We start from the raw sequence: 18,013 nt of genomic DNA on the forward strand, positions 1-18,013 counted from the left end.
AGCGTCCGATTGCCGCGGAATTCTTACTGGTCGGCGATGAGCCGTGCCGGAGAAATGTGCCCAGGGTTCTCGCTGTAATCGTTCCGTGATACGTTCCTGCGCCGTGTCCCCCATTGGTGAACGTGCTCGCGTGGTGATGGTGTCACTCAGTGTGCTGCTCGGCGTCTTTTCCGCCGCTACCGGCACCTGGATGGCCTCGGCGGAAGGAAACACCGCCCAGCTCGGCGCCGCGGCGCTGGTGCTGCCCGACGAGCGCGCCGGATCCGGTGGCGGCAGCGGCACCGACGTGGCCGGCCGTCAGGTCCAGACCACGACGCGGCCGACGACCGAAGCGCCGGCGCCGACGACGTCCAGCGCGACCCCGACCCCCACCGAGACCAGCGAAACCACGCGGCCGACGACGTCCGAAGCCGCTGCCCCGCCGCCGAGCACCAAGGCCGCGGCCCGCGTCGCGCCCTCGACGGCCGCGCAGGTCATCGCGCTGGTCAACGACGAGCGCGCGAACGCCGGCTGCAAGCCGCTGGAGGAGGAGTCGCACCTGACGGAGGCCGCACAGGACTACAGCGACGACATGTCCGCGCGAAACTTCTTCTCCCACACCAACCCCGAGGGCGTGACCTTCGACCAGCGCATCAAGAACGCCGGCTACGCGAAGCCGGGCGCGGAGAACATCGCCAAGGGGCAGACGTCCGCGCAGCAGGTCATGGACGCCTGGATGAACTCCGAGGGCCACCGCGCGAACATCCTTAACTGCTCGCTCACCAAGATCGGCGTCGGCGTCACGACGAAGGGCTGGTACTGGGTCCAGGACTTCGGTTACTGAGCCCTACTGAGCCCCGGGAACCTGCTTGTTCCAGCGCTCGGCGATGTCGCCGTAACGCGCCAGTACCGTCGCCCGCAGCTCCGGATCGGTGCGCGGCACGGGCTCGATGAACACCTCGGTGACGTCGTTGAACTTCTCGGTCAGCTCGCCGGCCAGCCGGACGCAGGTGCGTTCGAGGTCGGCGGCGCCGAGGGCGTCGTCGAAGTCGACGCGCGTGCACACCAGGACCTGGTCGGTGCCCATCAGCATGGTCTGCAGGTCGACGACGGCCTCGATCTCCGGCGCCGAAGAGAGGTGGTCGCGGACGCCGCGGACGATCTGCGGGTCGGCCTGGCGCCCGATGAGCAGGCCGCGGTTCGTCCGCCCGAGCAGGTAGGCGACGTAGGCCAGCAGCAGGCCGATGGCGATCGACGCGGCGCCGTCCCACACCTCCGACCCGGTGAGCTGGTGCAGCCCGATGCCGCCGAACGCGAGCAGCAGGCCGACGAGCGCGGCCGAGTCCTCGAAGAGCACGGTCTTGGGCGTCGGGTCGTCGATCAGCCGGAGATATGTCCAAAAGGACCGGTTTTCGGCCTTCGAGTCACGGCGGACCTGGCGCAGCGACTGCAGCCACGACGTGCCTTCGAGGCAGAACGCGACGGCCAGCACGATGTAGCTGAGGACCGACGTGCTCTGGGCCTCGCCGTGCCCCAGCACCGTCGAAATGCCTTCGTAGAGCGCGAACATCGAGCCCGACGCGAAGATCGAGACGGCGGCGAGCAGCGACCAGAAGTAGCGTTCCTTGCCGTAGCCGAAGGGGTGCAGGCGATCGGCCGGGCGTGACGAACGTTTCAACGCGGTCAGCAGCAGCACCTCGGTGAACGTGTCGGCCACCGAGTGCGCCGCTTCGGACAGCATCGCGCCCGAGCCGCTGATGATGCCCGCGATGAGCTTCATCACGGCGATCGCGAGGTTCACGCTGCCGGCGAGCAGCACGGTCAGAGTGCTTTCGCCACCGGGCTTTTCGGGTTCGTCGCTCACTCTGGTGAGCGTAATGCTCAGAGGCGGCGCAGGCCGTGCAGAACGCGTTCCATGAGCGCCAGCGCCGGACGGCCTTCGGTGCTCACGCGCGTGTCGTGGATCGTGACGAGGCCCTGTTCGGCCATGTCGTCGAGCAGCACCCGGACGACGCCGAGCGGCACGCTGAGCGTGGCCGCGACCTCGGCGACGGACCGCGGCTGGTGGCACAGCGATCGCACCGAACGGAACTCGCCGGTGAGCCGGGCGCCGTTCCACTGCGCGCCGGCGCGGGTCGAGACGAGGGCCTCGATCGCCAGGTGCCGCCGCGACTGCGTCCGGCCGCGCGTCAGGACGTACGGGCGCACGAGCGTTCGCTGCGTGGGCACGTGCCCGGCGGGCTGGGGTTCTTCGACGGGCGGGGTGTTGCGGAGGGCGTGCCGCCCGGTGGTCCGCCGGTCCTCGCCCATCCTCGCAGCCCCCTGATTCCGTGATCGCCGAAGTCGTCTCGCTGGCGGCGGTGGCGGCGAGGGAAAGGCCAGGATACGCACGATCCGGTGGTTTTTGGGGAAGGTTTGTTCTTGGCTCGATGGGCCATTTCGGTGATTATTGTGAACAACATTCGGGAAATCGATTACCGTGACAAAGTCCCAGCTCGTGGCCGTCACGGCGAAACGACGAACGGCCCGGCCGCGACGGTGTCGTGGCCGGGCCGTTCGCCGGATCGGGTCAGTTCTCGTCGGACAGCGACGGCGCCCCGAGCGGCACCGGCTTTGCTTCCGGCTTGCGCTTGACCGCCTCGAGCAGCATCTGCGCGACGTCGACGATCTCGACCTTCTCGCTCGCCGTGCCGTCGCTCTGCCGCGCGGTGAGGCCGTCGTTCAGCATCACCTTGCAGAACGGGCAGCCCGTCGCGATCTTCGACGGCGCGGTGCCGAGCGCCTCGTCGACGCGCTCGATGTTGATCCGCTTGCCGATCTTCTCTTCCATCCACATCCGCGCGCCGCCCGCGCCGCAGCACATCGACTTGTCGCCGTGCCGCGGCATTTCGCGCAGCTGCGCGCCCGTCGCGCCGACCAGCTCGCGCGGCGCCTCGTACACCTTGTTGTGGCGGCCGAGGTAGCACGGGTCGTGGTAGGTGACGTCCTGCGCGACCGGCGCCACCGGCACCAGCTGCTTCTCCCGCACCAGGCGGTTCAGCAGCTGCGTGTGGTGCACGACGTCGAACTGGCCGCCCAGCTCCGGGTACTCGTTGGCGAGGGTGTTGAAGCAGTGGGCGCAGGTCACGACGACCTTGCGGGCCTTGCGTTCGCGGCCCTCGAACACCGAGTTCAGGACCTCGACGTTCTGCTGGGCGAGCATCTGGAACAGGAACTCGTTGCCCGCGCGGCGGGCCGGGTCACCGGTGCAGGACTCCTCCGAGCCGAGCACGGTGTACTTGACGCCGGCCATGTGCAGCAGCTCCGCGACCGCGCGCGTCGTCTTCTTCGCGCGGTCCTCGAACGCGCCGGCGCAGCCGACCCAGAACAGGTACTCGGCGTCGCCGAGGTCGCCGTCGAACACCGGGACCTCGAAGTCGAGGTCCTCGGTCCAGGCCAGCCGGTCCTTGGCGTTCTGGCCCCACGGGTTGCCCTTGTTCTCCAGGTTCTTGAACATGCCGTTCAGCTCGCTGGGGAACGACGACTCGATCATCACCTGGTAGCGGCGCATGTCGACGATGTGGTCGACGTGCTCGATGTCCACCGGGCACTGCTCGACGCAGGCGCCGCAGCTGGTGCAGGACCAGAGGACGTCGGGGTCGATGACGCCGCCGTCATCGCCGACCAGCGCCTTCTGGGACTCGGCGATCGCGAGGACGTCGATGCCCGCGTACATGTTGTCGCCGCTGAGACCCACTTCGTCCCCGGCCATGTCGCGCTTGCCGCCGGCCATGAGGTACGGCGCCTTCGCGTAGGCGTGGTCACGCAGCTGCGTGATGACCAGCTTCGGCGACAGCGGCTTGCCCGTGTTCCACGCGGGGCACTGCTCCTGGCAGCGGCCGCATTCGGTGCACGTCGAGAAGTCCAGCCAGCCCTTCCAGGTGAAGTCCTCGATCTTGCCGACACCGAAGGTGTCCTCGTCCGGGTCGGCCTCCTCGAGGTCGAGGACCTTGCCGCCGCTCATCATCGGCTTGAGGGCGCCGAGTGCGACGCCACCGTCGTCCTCGCGCTTGAAGTAGATGTTGAAGAACGCGCTGAACCGGTGCCACGCGACACCCATGGTCATCGTGCGGGCGACGACGATCAGCCAGACCGTGGCGCTCATCAGCTTGACGAACGCGAACACCGTGACCAGGTTCGGGCTGGCCGGCAGCAGTTCGCCGAGCGGGTTCGAGACGAACGCGGCCCAGGTCGGCGTCTCGTGCGCGCCGAGCGCGGCCTTCGCGGCGCGGACGCCGATGATGCCGATGCCTTCGATGAGCACGACGGCCTCGACGAAGTACGCCCACTTGAAGTTGGAGCCCGCGAAGCGGCTCTGGCGGTCGGCGCGGCGCGGGTGGTTGCGCTGGCGGATCGCGATCAGCACCAGGACGCCGACGATCGTGCCGAGCCCGAGCAGCTCCATGAGCAGCTGGAACGGCGGGAAGTCGTCGAGGATCGGCCAGCCCCAGTGCGGGACGAAGACCTCGCCGTACGCCTCGAACAGGGCCAGCGAGCCCAGGAGGAAGCCCCACATGACCAGCCAGTGGGCCGGTCCGACGCTGCGCTTGCGGTTCATCCGCGTGTGCGCGGCGAACTCCTTGACCAGCGTCTTGAACCGCGGCCAGAACGGGCCGTTGCGGGTCGAGTCGGGCTGCCCGAGACGGATGATGCGCACGAAGCGCGCGATCGTCGCGGCGAACATCCCCCAGGCGACGACGCCGAGGACGACGGAGATGCCGCCCAGCGTCAGTTGTAGAGCGCCCATCGTTCGGGTGCCTTTCGTCCGGATGATTCGTGGTGGGTTAGCCGGCAGACTAATGCTTCCTACCGATGAGTAACCCGTTGAGTGGCCCTAAGTCCCACCGATGTGGTGTACGTCGCTCTTTGTTTTGGGACGATCGTTCAGGTAGTTTTCACCCTATGGGTGCGTACCTTCTCCTCGCGCTGGCGATCGCCGCCGAGGTCTCCGCGACGGTCTCGCTGAAGCTCTCGGAGGGCTTCTCGAAGCTCGGACCGTCGATCGTCGTGGTCGTGGGGTACGCCGTCGCGTTCGTCGCGCTGTCGTACGTGCTGAAGATGGGGTTGCCGATCGGCGTCGCGTACGCGATCTGGGCCGCGGCCGGCGTCGCCCTGGTCGCGATCGTCGGCGTCGTGTTCCTCAAGGAGCCGATCAACGCGGCGATGATCGCCGGGATGGCGCTGGTCATCGGCGGCGTGGTGCTGATCGAACTCGGGAGCGCGTCGTCGTGAAACTGCAGGTCGACGGGCGTAAGGCGCGCGGCGAGAAGCGGCGCGCGGAGATCATCGAAGCGACCCTGCGCGTCATCGAGCGCGACGGCGTCGCGGGCGTGACGCACCGGACGGTCGCGGCCGAGGCAGGCGTCCCGACGACGTCCACGACCTACCACTTCTCGTCGCTGGACGACCTGCTCATCGCCACGCTCATCTCGTGCGCCCGCGACATGGCCACCGAGGTCTACTGGATGATCGACCGCGCCCGGTCCCGTGGTTCCCGCGGCGCCGAAGAGGTCGCTGGCCTGCTCGCGGAGGCGTTGGGGCCGCGGCGCGGGCGCACGATGGCGGAGTACGAGCTGTACCTGCTGGCGGCGCGGAAGCCGGAGCTGCGCCCGGCCGCGCGTCGCTGGCTCGACGTCCTGACGTCGATGGTCCGCCACGACGACGAAGTGGCGTTCCGGGTGTTCCTCGCGGGCATCGACGGGCTGCTGATCCAGGGCCTGATCGACGACGAGCCGCCGTCGGCGGAAGAGCTGCGTCCGGTGGTGGACTACCTGCTGAAACCGCGTTGACCGGCTGGTTAGCGTCGGGGCATGCGGATCTTCGGTGAGTACGAGCTGGACGACGACCGGGCACGGCTGGACCTCGACGTGGTGTGGCAGTTCCTCTCGACCGAGGCGTACTGGGGCCGCTGGCGCACGCGTGCGCAGGTCGAGGCCGCCATCGACGGGTCATGGCGGGTCGTCGGTGCCTACCGCGGCGGCTCGATGACCGGATTCGCCCGTGCCTTCTCCGACGGCGTCTCGTCCGCCTACCTGGCCGACGTGTTCGTCGTCGCCTCCGCGCGCGGCAGCGGCCTCGGCAAGGAGATCGTGCGCGAGATGATCGACAACGGCCCCGGCGCCGGCTTCCGCTGGATGCTGCACACCGCCGACGCGCACGGGCTGTACCGGCAGTTCGGCTTCGCCGAGCACACCAAGGGCCGTTACCTGGAACGCGAGGGCGTCAACACGGAAAGCCTGCGCTGAAGGACGTAGTAGAGCGCGCCGGGGACCGCCAGCCCGATCAGCCACGAGACGTCCGCGCCACCCAGCAGCGGCGCCATCGGGCCGACGAAGACCCCCTCGACGTTCGAGAACGGGATCTGCACCGCGATGCCGGCGAAGTACGCGATCAACGCGGGCGCGGCCCAGCGTCCGTAGCGGCCGTTGGGGTCGTACACGGCTTCGAGGTCGTAGGACTCCTTGCGCACCAGGTAGAAGTCGACCAGGTTGATCGAGCTCCACGGCGTCAGGAAGTACAGCAGGAAGTCCAGGAACAGGATGAAGTTCCCGAGGAACTCCCCGCGCCCGAGCACCGCGATGACACCGCCGAGCACGCCGACGACGGCGATGTACGCGACGCGTGCCTGCTGGGAGAGCGCGGCTTTCCGGCTGAACGCGGTGAGCGCCGTCGCGACGGTCATGTAGCCGCCGTAGATGTTCAGCACGTTCACCGTGAACTTGCCGAGCGCGATCGCCAGCAGCAGCGGGACGAGGAGGGCCTCGCCGCCGAGCCCGACGACGTACGCGACTTCGTGGCCCTTGAACGCCTTCCCGGCCACGGCGTACGCCAGCGCGCCGAACGACATCGCCCACGTGGCGCCGAGAACGGTGCCGCCGTAAGTCCACCAGAAAGTGGCGCGGACCGACGTGCTCGACGGCAGGTAGCGCGACGTGTCGGCGACGTACGGGCCGAACGTCAGCTGCCAGGACGCTGTCAGGGAGAGCGCGAGCAGGAACTTCGGGAAGTCGAGGACCGGGGCGTGCAGGACGGTGCCGAGGTCGTGGCCGCCGACCAGGCGGATCGTGAGGTAGACGAAGACGACCACGCTCAGCGCGGACGCCACCCAGCCGAAGCGGTGGATGAGCCGGTACCCCACGATCGCGATGAGCGCGGACGCGGCGGCGTACACGCAGATCGCGGCGTCGGTCGGCAGGCCGGTGATCTGCGCGACGGCCTGCCCGCCCAGCACGTTCCCGCTGGCGAAGTACCCGAGGTACATCACGACGACGAGCACCAGCGGGAGGATCGCGCCGTACACGCCGAACTGCGCGCGCGACTGGATCATCTGCGGAATGCCCAGCTTCGGCCCCTGGGCGGCGTGCAGGGCCATGGGGATGCCGCCGAGGACGTTCCCGCACAGGACGGCGACCAGCGCCCACAGCGGGTGCACGCCGACGAGCACGGTCAGCGCCCCGGTGACGGCCGACGTGATCTGCATGTTCGCCGCGAACCAGAGCGTGAAGAGGCTGCGCGGGTGGCCGTGCCGTTCGGTTTCCGGGACCGGGTCGATGGACCTGCGTTCGAGCGCTGCCGCCACGGGCTACCTCCACTGCGTTGTGCCTGGAGGTATTAACCGCGCCGGCGGGCGCCGGTCCTAGATCGGCGGACGCGATTCTGTCTGGTATTCCAGACGACCGTACCCGGTGAACCCCAGCCGCCGGTACAGCGCTTCGGCGGCCGTGTTGTGGTCGGCCACGCGCAGGGTCACCCGCCGGTCTTGCGCCCAGCTCAGGACCGCCCGGACCAGCGCCTCGCCGACGCCTCGGCCGCGGGCGTGCGGAGCCACCCACAACGTGCCCAGTTCGACTTCGCCGTCGCGCGGGAAGCCGGTCGCCATCCCGACGGCGCGTCCGTCGAGGTCGGCGACGACGTTGAAGGAGTTCGCGAGACGATCTCGCCAACGGCGTTCGGGGGCGTCGTGCCAGTCGGCGAGGGTCGCGGTGAACGCGCTCGGCGCGTCGCGCAGCGCGGCCAGGCGCAGGTCACGCCACTCGGCCCAGTCGTCGGGGCCGACGATCCGGATCACCGGGCCAGGCTAGCCGGGCCCGGCGCCGTTGGCGATCCGCAGCGGCGCCGGCCCGCCCGAACTTCAGCCCTTGTTCTCGTAAACCGGCGTGATCACCGCGCGCGCCAGCGTGTGGCCGAACATGTTGAAGCCGAGGAACGCCGGGGTCGCGTCCTCCGGCACCTCCAGCTTGTCGACGTCCAGCGCGTGCACGGCGAAGTAGTACCGGTGCGGGCCGTGGCCGGGCGGGGGCGCCGCGCCGAGGAACTGCTTGACCCCGCCGTCGCCCTTCAACGTCACCGCGCCCTCCGGGAGGCCGGAGCCGTCGCCCGCGCCGGAGGCCAGCTCCGTCACCGAGGCCGGGATGTTGAACACGGCCCAGTGCCAGAACCCGCTGCCGGTCGGGGCGTCCGGGTCGTAGCACGTCACCGCGAAGCTCTTAGTTTCCGCCGGGAAGCCCTCCCACGCCAGGTGCGGCGAACGGTCCTCGCCGCCGGCGCCGAAGATGCCGGAGAGGTGGGGCGTGGCCAGGGTTTCGCCGTCGGCGACGTCGTTGCTGCGCAGGGTGAACGACGGCACTTCGGGCAGGGATTCGTACGGACCGGGTGCTTGCGGCATGGATCCTCCTGATCACGAAACGGGAGCCTGGCGCCAGGTTAGGCCCCCGGCCCGCCCCCCGCGTGTCAGGGACGGATCTCAGGGTCTTTCGGGGGGATACCCCCATGTACCGGCCCCGCACCCGGCCATAACGTTCTTCACGCAGAGGAAACATCACTGAGGGGACCAACGACCATGGCGCGCCCGCTACTGGCACTGGGTGGCATCGTCCTGATCGGCGTCGGCCTGGCGACCGCGTTCGGCTGGGGCTGGGGATCGGACTTCGAGAACACGAAGACCCTTTCGGAGACCATCCGGAGCGTGAAGCTGGAAGGCGACTCGGGTTCGGTGAAGATCCGCACCGGCTCGGGACCGGCGAAAGTGCGCGAAAAGGTGAACTATCACTGGCGGAGCAAGCCGGGTGACACGTTCTACCGCGTCGACGGCGACCAGCTCGTGCTGACCGACTGCGGGAACAACTGCTCGGTCGACTTCGAGGTGGTCGTGCCGTCCGGCGTCCCGGTGACCGGCCGGATGGACTCCGGCGGCCTGGACGTCGCCGGCGTGGCGAGCGTGGACGTCGAGGCGGACTCCGGCCACGCCCGCATCGAGGACGTCGCCGGCCTGGTGAAGCTGCGGCTGCAGAGCGGCGGGATCGACCTGCGGGACGTCGGCGCGGTCCAGCTGCACGCCGATTCCGGCGGCATCAAGGGCATCGGCGTGCGCGGTCCCGTCGACGTGACGTCCGAGAGCGGCAGCGTCGAGTTCACGCTGACGGAGGCGAACGACGTCAAGGTGCGGGCCGACAGCGGCAGCGTCGACGTCGAGGTGCCGGGCGGTCCGTACCGCGTCGTCGGCGGCAGCGACAGCGGGCACCGCTCGATCGACGTCCCGACCGACGGTTCCGCGCCGCACACGCTCGACCTCTCGACCGAGAGCGGCAGCGTCACGGTCCGCGCGGCCTGACCTTTCTCACTACGGATTCCTTACTACGGGGGCGTTTTCACCATGGGCAAGATCGAACGACGCGTGCTGGCGGCCGCGTTGCTGGGGGCCGTCGCGATGTTCGGCGTAGTCGGGTTCACGCGGGGCGAGGAGCCCGCGGCGCCGGCGCTGGGGGTGCCGGTCGCCGCGGAGTCCCACTTTCGAGTGACATCGTCGGCCGGTGTCCCCGCGGAAGTCGTTGTGCAGCAAGGAAACCCGGATTTCTTCCTCTCCTCCTGGACCGGCCGCCGCTCCTGATTTGTCGGTGGTCGCTGTTAGGAAGGAAGCACGCCGAAGGACGGCGTGCAGGGGAGGGAATCGGATCATGGACGTGCGCCGGGTCGTCGCGGTCGTCGCGGTCGTCGCGGCGGTCGTGGTCATGGCGGCGGTACCGGCCGTCGCCGCGGCGTCGCCGGTGGCCTGGCGGCCGTGCGGGACACCGCAGGAGCCGTCGGCCGAGTGCGCGACGGTCGAGGTGCCGATCGACCGCGGGCGGCCGGAGCTGGGCGCCGCGCGGCTCGCGCTGGCGCGGCTGCCCGCGCTCGATCCGGCCCACCGGTTCGGCTCGCTGCTGGTGAACCCGGGCGGACCGGGCGGCTCCGGCGTCGGGTTCGTGCAGTTCGGCGGCCTGGCCTCGCCGGACCTCGCGCGACTGCGGCAGCGGTTCGACATCGTGGGCTTCGACCCACGCGGCGACTGGTTCAGCACGCCCCGCATCACGTGCGACCCGGCGACGCTGTTCGATCCGGCGCTCGACCGGTTCCCGTCGTCGCGGGCGGGCTTCGACGCCCTGGTGGCGCACAACCGGAAGGCGGGCGAAGACTGCCTGTCCCGCACTGGTCCGCTGCTGGCGAACGCGGACACGCAGAGCGCGGCGGAGGACATCGAGACGATCCGGGCGGCGCTGGGCGAGCCGAAGATCTCGTGGCTGGGGCTCTCGTACGGCACCGAGCTGGGCGCGGTGTACGCGTCGAAACACCCGGACCGGGTACGCACGATGGTCCTGGACGGCGCGGTCGACCATGCCCGGCCGCTGCGCCAGGCGATCCTCGAGGAAGCGGCGGCAACCGAAGACGCGCTGGTCCGGTTCGCGAACTGGTGCCGCGGCTCGGCGGAGTGCGCGTTGCACGGCCACGACGTCCTCGGCTTCTACGACGACGTCGTGGCCCGCGCCGCCCGCGGGACGGTGTGGGCGAGTGACCTGGGCCGCCCGGCAACGGCCGACGAGATCTCGGCCGGCGTCTACAACCACCTCTACATCCGTGAGGAGTGGCCGGCACTGGCCAAGGCGCTGGCCGCGGCGGGCGGCGAGTTCCCGGACGCCCGCAAGCTGACCGAGCGGAACCAGTTCCTGACCCCCATCTACGGGGCGTACCGGGCGATCGGCTGCCACGACTTCCCGTCGCCGTTCACCGGGCCGGCGGACATGGGCGTGATGGCCGGGCTGCTGCGGGCGGTGGCGCCGCACAGCTGGCGGTACTCGGAGTACTGGGACTTCACGAGCGGCTGCACGGGCTGGCCGATCCCGGCGAAGAACCCACCCCAGCCCCACCCGGTCCGCGGGGCTCCACCGATCCTCGTGGTCGGCGGCGCCCACGACCCGGCAACCCCGCTGGCCTGGGCCCGCGGCCTGGCGGCAAGCATCGAGGGCGCGGCGCTGCTGACCCGCATGGATGACGGCCACACGGGCCTGTTCAACTCGCCGTGCGCCCGGGTGGCGGAGGTGAGTTATCTGGTGACCGGGGTGCCTCCGGGGCAGGGGATGGTCTGCCGGTGAGTGGTCTACCGGGCCAGAGGCCGCAGGGCTGAGGCCCAAGGCGGGGCCAGGGCCAGGGGAGCCAGGGCGAAGGCCGGGGGGTGAGGCCCGGCCAGGGGGCGGGGCCGGGGCTGAGCCGGGAAGGGGCCGGGGGTGAGGCCCGGCCAGGGGCGGGCCGGGGCTGAGCCGGGACAGGGGCCGGGGCTGAGCCGGGACAGGGGCCGGGGGTGAGGCCCGGCCAGGGGCGCGGCCGGGGCTGAGCCGGGACAGGGGCCGGAGGCGAGATCAGCGCCAGGGCGGGGCCAGGGCCAGGTGTGGGGTGGCCTGCGGGTAATCAGCCCACGCCGGGCGGCGAGGCACCCCGGTGGTCCGGTTCGCGGCGATGCCGGCGGCCAGAACCCCGCCGAGCCACCGGCGACGCCGCGACCAGGCCATACCCGCCCGTGAGCGGGGTCACACCCGGTCGGGGCGCCCCGGCGGCGGACCCGGGAACAAGAACCCGTATCGCCTCGTTAGGCTGGGTACGAAGGTTGAGCGCAGTCGACTCAAGTCCTGCTTGACGAGGTGCGTGAAGGCCGGATAGAACTTGCCAGAGCCCCGCTCAAGGTGGGGACGAACGTGCAGGTCACGATCAGAGCAGGCTTACACAGGAGGAAAGCACCATGGCGCGAGCGGTCGGCATCGACCTCGGCACGACCAACTCGGTCGTCGCCGTCCTTGAGGGCGGCGAGCCGACGGTCATCGCCAACTCGGAAGGCTCCCGGACCACCCCGTCGATCGTCGCCTTCGCCAAGAACGGCGAAGTGCTGACCGGTCAGCCGGCGAAGAACCAGGCCGTGACGAACGTCGACCGGACGATCCGGTCCGTGAAGCGGCACATCGGTACCGACTGGAAGACCGAGATCGACGGCAAGGCCTACACCCCGCAGGAGATCAGCGCGCGCGTGCTGATGAAGCTCAAGCGCGACGCCGAGGCGTACCTGGGCGAGGAGATCACCGACGCGGTGATCACCGTCCCGGCGTACTTCGAGGACGCGCAGCGGCAGGCCACCAAGGAGGCCGGGCAGATCGCCGGCCTGAACGTCCTCCGCATCGTCAACGAGCCGACCGCCGCCGCCCTGGCGTACGGCCTCGACAAGGGCGAGAAGGAGCAGACCATCCTGGTCTTCGACCTCGGTGGCGGCACCTTCGACGTCTCGCTGCTGGAGATCGGCGAGGGCGTCGTCGAGGTCCGCGCGACCTCCGGTGACAACCACCTCGGTGGTGACGACTGGGACGAGCGCATCGTCAAGTGGCTGGTCGACAAGTTCAAGGCCGCGAACGGCATCGACCTGACCAAGGACAAGATGGCGCTGCAGCGCATCCGCGAGGCGGCGGAGAAGGCCAAGATCGAGCTGTCCAGCTCGAACTCGGCCAGCATCAACCTGCCGTACATCACCGTGGACGCGGACAAGAACCCGCTGTTCCTCGACGAGACGCTCTCGCGCGCCGAGTTCCAGAAGATCACCTCGGACCTGCTCGACCGGACCAAGGCGCCGTTCAACAACGTCATCCGGGACGCGGGCATCTCCGTCGGCGACATCGACCACGTCGTGCTCGTCGGTGGTTCCACCCGCATGCCGGCCGTCGCCGAGCTGGTCAAGGAGCTGACCGGCGGCCGCGAGCCGAACAAGGGCGTGAACCCGGACGAGGTCGTCGCGGTCGGCGCGGCCCTGCAGGCCGGTGTCCTGAAGGGCGAGGTCAAGGACGTCCTGCTGCTGGACGTGACCCCGCTGTCGCTGGGCATCGAGACCAAGGGTGGCGTGTTCACCAAGCTCATCGAGCGCAACACCACGATCCCGACCAAGCGCTCGGAGATCTTCTCCACCGCGGACGACAACCAGCCGTCGGTGCAGATCCAGGTGTTCCAGGGTGAGCGTGAGATCGCCGCGCACAACAAGAAGCTCGGCATGTTCGAGCTGACCGGTCTTCCGCCGGCTCCGCGTGGCGTGCCGCAGATCGAGGTCACCTTCGACATCGACGCGAACGGCATCGTGCACGTGACCGCGAAGGACCTGGGCACGAACAAGGAACAGTCGATGACCATCACCGGTGGCTCCGCGCTGCCGAAGGAGGACATCGAGCGGATGGTCAAGGACGCCGAGGCGCACGCCGAGGAGGACCGCAAGCGCCGCGAGGAGGCGGAGACCCGCAACCAGGCGGAGACGCTGGTCTACCAGACCGAGAAGTTCCTCAAGGACAACGACGACAAGCTGCCCGACGACCTCAAGGGCAAGGTCAAGTCCGCCATCGACGAGGCCAACGAGGCGCTCAAGGGCACGGACTCGACCAAGATCCGCGAGTCGATCGAGAAGCTGAACGCCGCTTCGCAGGAGCTGGGCACCGCGCTGTACGCGAACGCGAACGCTGACGCGGCGGCCGGTGCGGCCGGCGCTTCGGGCGCGGCCGGCGGCGACGCCGGTGCGGCCGGTGGCCAGGCCAAGGCCGATGACGTGGTGGACGCCGAGATCGTCGAAGAGGACGAGAAGAAGTGACCCACAGCTACGACGAATCCGAGAACCAGGGCCGCGGCCCCGAGGAGCCGGTGGTCGTGCGGGATCGGCGGCGGGTGGACCCCCAGACCGGGCAGGTCCGCCCGTCCGGCCCGGCCCACGCCGCGCCGGAGCCGGAGGAGGCGCCCGTGGAGCACGCGGGTCCCTCGCTCGGGGAGTCCATTGTGGACGAGTCGGTGTCGGTCGTCTCTGACGTCGAGAAGGAGCTGGCTGAGCGCACCGCCGACCTCCAGCGCCTGCAGGCGGAGTACGCCAACTACCGCAAGCGGGTCGAGCGTGACCGCGAGGCGGTCGTGCTCGGCGCGAAGGCGACCGTGGTGAACGACCTGCTGCCGCTGCTCGACGACCTCGAGCGGGCCGAGCAGCACGGCGACCTCACCGGCGCGTTCAAGGCGGTCGCCGACAAGCTCGTCAGCGGCCTGCAGCGGGCGGGCCTCGAGTCGTTCGGCACCGAAGGCGAGGCCTTCGACCCGAGCGTGCACGAGGCCGTGCAGCACAACACCTCGCCGGACGTGGCGGGTCCGACGGTCACCGTGGTCATGCGCCGCGGCTACCGGTTCGGTGACCGGGTGCTGCGGGCGGCGCTGGTCGGGGTCACCGACCACGAGCCCGCGGGCCCGGCCGAGCACCCGCCCGTCGGTGGCGAGCTGCCACTCGACGGCGGACCCGATGAGCAGCAGCAGTAAGCAGTATCCGGTTCAAGTGGGAGGAGGAGACGCCCGATGAGTGCACGGGAATGGATCGGTAAGGACTTCTACCGTGAACTGGGCGTCTCCTCCGACGCCACCGCGGACGAAATCAAGAAGGCCTACCGCAAGCTGGCCAAGGAGAACCACCCGGACGCCAACGCCGGCAACGCGCAGGCCGAGCAGAAGTTCAAAGCGGTTTCCGAGGCCTACGGCGTGCTGTCCGACCCCGCCAAGCGCAAGGAGTACGACGAAGCGCGGCGGCTGTTCGGCGGCGGGGGCGGGTTCAACTTCCCCGGCGGCGGCGGTGCCGGCGGCTTCGACGTGGGCGACATCTTCGGCCAGGCCGGCGCCGGTCAGGCGGGCGGTTTCGGCGGGCTCGGCGACATCCTGGGCGGGCTGTTCGGCCGTGGCCGGGCGTCGGCGGGCGCGACGGCGAACCGGCCGCAGCGCGGCGCCGACGTCGAGACGGACGTCCGGATCGACTTCACCGAGGCGGTCAAGGGCGCGACCCTGCCGCTGCGGCTGTCGAGCCCGGCGACCTGCGCCACGTGCGGCGGCAACGGTGCCCGGCCGGGCACGTCGCCGCGGACCTGCCCGACCTGTGCCGGGGCGGGGCTGGTCAGCCGCAGCCAGGGCGCGTTCGCCTTCTCGGAGCCGTGCCGCGACTGCCGCGGCCGCGGCACGATCATCGATGACCCGTGCCCGGAGTGCGGCGGCGAAGGCGTGAGCACCCGGACCCGCACGCTGACTGTGCGGATCCCGCCGGGCGTCGACGACGACCAGCGGATCAGGCTGGCCGGCCAGGGCGAGCCCGGCCGGGGCGGCGCGCAGGCGGGCGACCTGTACGTCCGGGTGCACGTGGCCCCGCACGCGCTGTTCGGGCGCAAGGGGCTCGACCTGACGATCACCGTTCCGGTGGACTTCACCGAGCTGGCGCTCGGCACCACGATCACGGTGCCGACGCTCGAAGGCAAGGTCTCGCTCAAGGTGCCGCCGGGCACCGCGAGCGGACGGGTGCTGCGCGTGCGCGGCAAGGGCATCGCCAAACGCGACGGTTCGCAGGGTGACCTGCTCGTCACCCTCCAGGCGGCGATTCCCGCCAAACTGGACGGCAAGGCGCGCGAAGCACTGCAGGCGTACGCCGAGGCGATGGCCGGGCACGACCCCCGGCCCGAGATCACCGAGCTGCTGCAAGGTAGGTGAGAAGGATGTTGGGCGGGATGCCCCCGGAAGGCGACGAGGAAACCCCCGTGTTCGTCATCTCGGTAGCGGCGCAGCTGGCCGGGATGCACGCGCAGACGTTGCGCACCTACGACCGGCAGGGCCTGGTGTCCCCGGGCCGCACCGCCGGTGGCGGGCGGCGCTACTCGATGCGGGACATCGCGCTGCTGCGCGAGGTCCAGCGCCTCTCGCAGGAGGACGGCGTCAACCTGGCCGGCATCAAGCGCATCATCGAGCTGGAGAACCAGGTCGACGCGCTGCGGGCCCGGGTCAGCGAGCTGACCGAGGAACTCGCCGCGGCGTACGCGGCGGCCGAGCAGGCCGCGGCGGCGGCGCACGCGTCCTACCGCCGGGACCTGGTGCCGCTCAACCAGCAGACGGCGATGGTGGTCTGGCGCCCCAAGCGCCGCTGACCCAGCCAAGCGACGAAGGCCTCCCCGGGCGACCGGGGAGGCCTTCGCGCGTCAGAGCTCCAGCCGCGGCCAGGCGGCGAGGTCGTCCAGCATCCGGCGGTCGTGCGTCGCGACGACCACCGCGGCCGGCGTGGTGAGCAGGGCTTCGGTCAGCTCGTCGACGAGCACTGCCGACAGGTGGTTGGTCGGCTCGTCGAAGATCAGCACGTCCGGCCGCGTCGCCAGCCGCAGGGCCAGGTCGAGCCGCCGCTGCTGGCCCTGGGACATGCGCCCGACTGGAGTCCTCAGTGCCTCGGTTTCGAGGAGCCCCATGCCGGAAAGCGGAAGCGCGGCACGTTCGAACAGCTGACGAGCGGTGAGGTGCTCCGGCCACGCCGGGACTTCCTGGCCGATCAACGCCACCCGCGCGCCGGGCCGGTGCCGGACCGCGCCGCTCGTCGGCGTGAGCTGACCCGCGAGGACCGACAGCAGCGTCGACTTTCCCGCGCCGTTCGGTCCGGTGACGAGCAGCCGGTCGCCGTGGTCGAGTGCGAGCGTCACCGGACCGTCAAGGCGCCCTTCGACGCGGACACCGGTCACGCGCACCAACCCCGTGCGCGTGCGGGTGCCGAGGTCGGGCCAGCGCAACGACATCGGCGGCTCCGGCACGGTCACGCGGTGCGCCTCCAGCGCCGCGCGTTCCCGGTTGAGCGCCTGGACGACACCGGGAGCGCGGGTCTGGCGCTGGTGCCGCCCGGTGCCCTTGTCCGGTCGCCAGCCGGTGCTGAGCCGGTCGCGGGCCTGCGCCACCGCGACCGTGAGCTGCCGGTGCGTGTCCTGCTGTTCCTCGAATTCCTGCACCCAGCGCTCGCGGTCGCGGCGACGGCCGTCCTGCCAGGCGTCGTAGCCACCGGCATACCGGCGCGGGCGGCCGTCCTGGCTGGGATCGAGGTCGAGGAACTCGTTCGCGACGTCGGCCAGCAGGGCACGGTCGTGGCTGACCAGCACGACGCCGCCGTCGTGGGCACGCAGGCGAGCGGTGAGGAAGGCCAGGCCGTCGGCGTCGAGGTGGTTGCCGGGTTCGTCGAGCAGCAGGAAGTCGTGCCGGGCGCCGAGCAGGCAGGCCAGACGGACGCGGTAGCGCTGCCCGACCGAGAGCGTGTCCAGTTCGCGGGTCCGGTGGGTGCAGGCGTCGAGGGCTTCAAGGGCGACGTCGACGCGGCGTTCGGCGTCCCAGGCGTCGAGGCGCGTGGCCACGTCGAGTGCGGCGGCGTAACGATCTTCGGCGCCTTCGGCCGCGAAGTCCGCTGCTGCCGCTTCGAGTTCTCGCAGTGCGTTGTGGGCTTCGCGCAGGGCTTCGGTGGTGAGCGTGCCGACGGTCTCGCCGGACCGGAAGGGCAGCGCCTGCCGGGCGAGGCCGATCGTGCCCGTCCGGTGGACGGTGCCGTGGTCGGGCGCCCGCAGCCCGGCGAGGACGTGCAGCAGCGTGGTCTTGCCGCGCCCGTTCTCACCGACGATCGCCAGCCGCGAACGGGCGGAAACGGTGACGCTCACGTCGTGCAGGACGCGGCGGGAGCCGAGCGTGACGCCGACGCTTTCCGCGCGCAGGTGGGCGTGTTCGGTCGCAAGGGGGTTCAAAGGATGCTCCGCAGCTCTGGAGGGAGCCGGGCAGCACGAGAGCGGCCGCCCGGCACGGGCCGGAACGGCGGGCAGGGAAAGAAATCGGTGCGCCGCCGTCAGCGGCGGTTCCGCAACCT

Annotated in this window: 18 protein-coding genes; 11 read left to right on the forward strand and 7 right to left on the reverse strand. The window is 70.5% G+C overall.

What is annotated here, in order from left to right; all coding sequences use genetic code 11:
- The first annotated feature begins 130 nt into the window (after nt 1–130).
- Nucleotides 131–823, forward strand: a complete 693-nt coding sequence (locus BT341_RS06930; protein ID WP_072475481.1) for a CAP domain-containing protein — start codon at nt 131–133, stop codon at nt 821–823.
- Between the two features lie 3 nt (nt 824–826).
- Here the strand turns inward: BT341_RS06930 and BT341_RS06935 are convergent, their stop codons facing one another.
- From BT341_RS06935 to BT341_RS06945, 3 genes are all read right to left on the reverse strand, one after another.
- Nucleotides 827–1,843 (reverse strand): cation diffusion facilitator family transporter, encoded by a 1,017-nt coding sequence (locus tag BT341_RS06935; RefSeq protein WP_072475482.1) that lies wholly within the window; start codon nt 1,841–1,843, stop codon nt 827–829.
- A 17-nt stretch (nt 1,844–1,860) separates the two neighbouring features.
- Nucleotides 1,861–2,289, reverse strand: a complete 429-nt coding sequence (locus BT341_RS06940) for a DUF742 domain-containing protein (protein ID WP_072475483.1) — start codon at nt 2,287–2,289, stop codon at nt 1,861–1,863.
- 259 nt (nt 2,290–2,548) lie between these two features.
- Nucleotides 2,549–4,765 (reverse strand): (Fe-S)-binding protein, encoded by a 2,217-nt coding sequence (locus tag BT341_RS06945; RefSeq protein WP_072475484.1) that lies wholly within the window; start codon nt 4,763–4,765, stop codon nt 2,549–2,551.
- Between the two features lie 155 nt (nt 4,766–4,920).
- Between BT341_RS06945 and BT341_RS06950 the strand changes: the two genes are divergently transcribed.
- Genes BT341_RS06950 through BT341_RS06960 form a run of 3 tightly spaced genes read left to right on the forward strand, consistent with a single transcriptional unit; the run spans nt 4,921 to nt 6,263 of the window.
- Entirely contained in the window at nt 4,921–5,250 is a 330-nt protein-coding gene (locus BT341_RS06950) for a DMT family transporter (RefSeq protein ID WP_072475485.1), read from the forward strand.
- The gene (locus BT341_RS06955; protein WP_072475486.1) at nt 5,247–5,807 is read left to right on the forward strand and encodes a TetR/AcrR family transcriptional regulator; all 561 of its coding nucleotides are present in this window, start codon (nt 5,247–5,249) and stop codon (nt 5,805–5,807) included. Before BT341_RS06950 ends, BT341_RS06955 begins: the two co-directional genes overlap by 4 nt.
- A gap of 21 nt (nt 5,808–5,828) precedes the next feature.
- Nucleotides 5,829–6,263, forward strand: coding sequence for a GNAT family N-acetyltransferase (locus BT341_RS06960; RefSeq protein ID WP_072475487.1), 435 nt, complete (start codon nt 5,829–5,831; stop codon nt 6,261–6,263).
- Here the strand turns inward: BT341_RS06960 and BT341_RS06965 are convergent.
- From BT341_RS06965 to BT341_RS06975, 3 genes are all read right to left on the reverse strand, one after another.
- Complete coding sequence (locus BT341_RS06965; RefSeq protein WP_072475488.1) at nt 6,221–7,597, reverse strand: purine-cytosine permease family protein; 1,377 nt, start codon at nt 7,595–7,597, stop codon at nt 6,221–6,223. The genes BT341_RS06960 and BT341_RS06965 overlap by 43 nt on opposite strands.
- 57 nt (nt 7,598–7,654) lie before the next feature.
- Nucleotides 7,655–8,086 (reverse strand): GNAT family N-acetyltransferase, encoded by a 432-nt coding sequence (locus BT341_RS06970; protein ID WP_072475489.1) that lies wholly within the window; start codon nt 8,084–8,086, stop codon nt 7,655–7,657.
- 63 nt (nt 8,087–8,149) lie between these two features.
- Entirely contained in the window at nt 8,150–8,683 is a 534-nt protein-coding gene (locus BT341_RS06975; protein WP_072475490.1) for a YbhB/YbcL family Raf kinase inhibitor-like protein, read from the reverse strand.
- A gap of 174 nt (nt 8,684–8,857) precedes the next feature.
- Here BT341_RS06975 and BT341_RS06980 point away from each other — a divergent pair, with 174 nt between their 5' ends.
- The 7 genes from BT341_RS06980 (at nt 8,858) to BT341_RS07010 (ending at nt 16,277) form a co-directional block, all read left to right on the forward strand.
- On the forward strand, nt 8,858–9,628 hold the full coding sequence (locus BT341_RS06980; protein ID WP_072475491.1) for a DUF4097 family beta strand repeat-containing protein: 771 nt from the start codon (nt 8,858–8,860) through the stop codon (nt 9,626–9,628).
- Between the two features lie 42 nt (nt 9,629–9,670).
- On the forward strand, nt 9,671–9,904 hold the full coding sequence (locus BT341_RS06985) for a hypothetical protein (protein WP_143168496.1): 234 nt from the start codon (nt 9,671–9,673) through the stop codon (nt 9,902–9,904).
- A 67-nt stretch (nt 9,905–9,971) separates the two neighbouring features.
- Entirely contained in the window at nt 9,972–11,423 is a 1,452-nt protein-coding gene (locus tag BT341_RS06990; protein ID WP_072475493.1) for an alpha/beta hydrolase, read from the forward strand.
- Nucleotides 11,424–12,064: 641 nt separating this feature from the next.
- A complete protein-coding gene (dnaK, locus tag BT341_RS06995) occupies nt 12,065–13,936 on the forward strand; it encodes a molecular chaperone DnaK (RefSeq protein ID WP_072475494.1) in 1,872 nt (623 codons plus the stop codon).
- On the forward strand, nt 13,933–14,640 hold the full coding sequence (gene grpE / locus BT341_RS07000) for a nucleotide exchange factor GrpE (protein WP_072475495.1): 708 nt from the start codon (nt 13,933–13,935) through the stop codon (nt 14,638–14,640). Before dnaK ends, grpE begins: the two co-directional genes overlap by 4 nt.
- Before the next feature lie 36 nt (nt 14,641–14,676).
- Nucleotides 14,677–15,846, forward strand: a complete 1,170-nt coding sequence (gene dnaJ, locus BT341_RS07005) for a molecular chaperone DnaJ (RefSeq protein WP_072475496.1) — start codon at nt 14,677–14,679, stop codon at nt 15,844–15,846.
- 5 nt (nt 15,847–15,851) lie between these two features.
- A complete protein-coding gene (locus tag BT341_RS07010) occupies nt 15,852–16,277 on the forward strand; it encodes a heat shock protein transcriptional repressor HspR (protein ID WP_072475497.1) in 426 nt (141 codons plus the stop codon).
- A 51-nt stretch (nt 16,278–16,328) separates the two neighbouring features.
- Here the strand turns inward: BT341_RS07010 and BT341_RS07015 are convergent, their stop codons facing one another.
- Nucleotides 16,329–17,894: an ATP-binding cassette domain-containing protein gene (locus tag BT341_RS07015; protein ID WP_072475498.1), complete on the reverse strand. Its 1,566-nt coding sequence runs from the start codon at nt 17,892–17,894 to the stop codon at nt 16,329–16,331.
- Nucleotides 17,895–18,013: the final 119 nt, after the last annotated feature.

Origin of the sequence: Amycolatopsis australiensis, from assembly GCF_900119165.1 — a bacterium.
Classification (GTDB): Bacteria; Actinomycetota; Actinomycetes; order Mycobacteriales; family Pseudonocardiaceae; genus Amycolatopsis; species Amycolatopsis australiensis.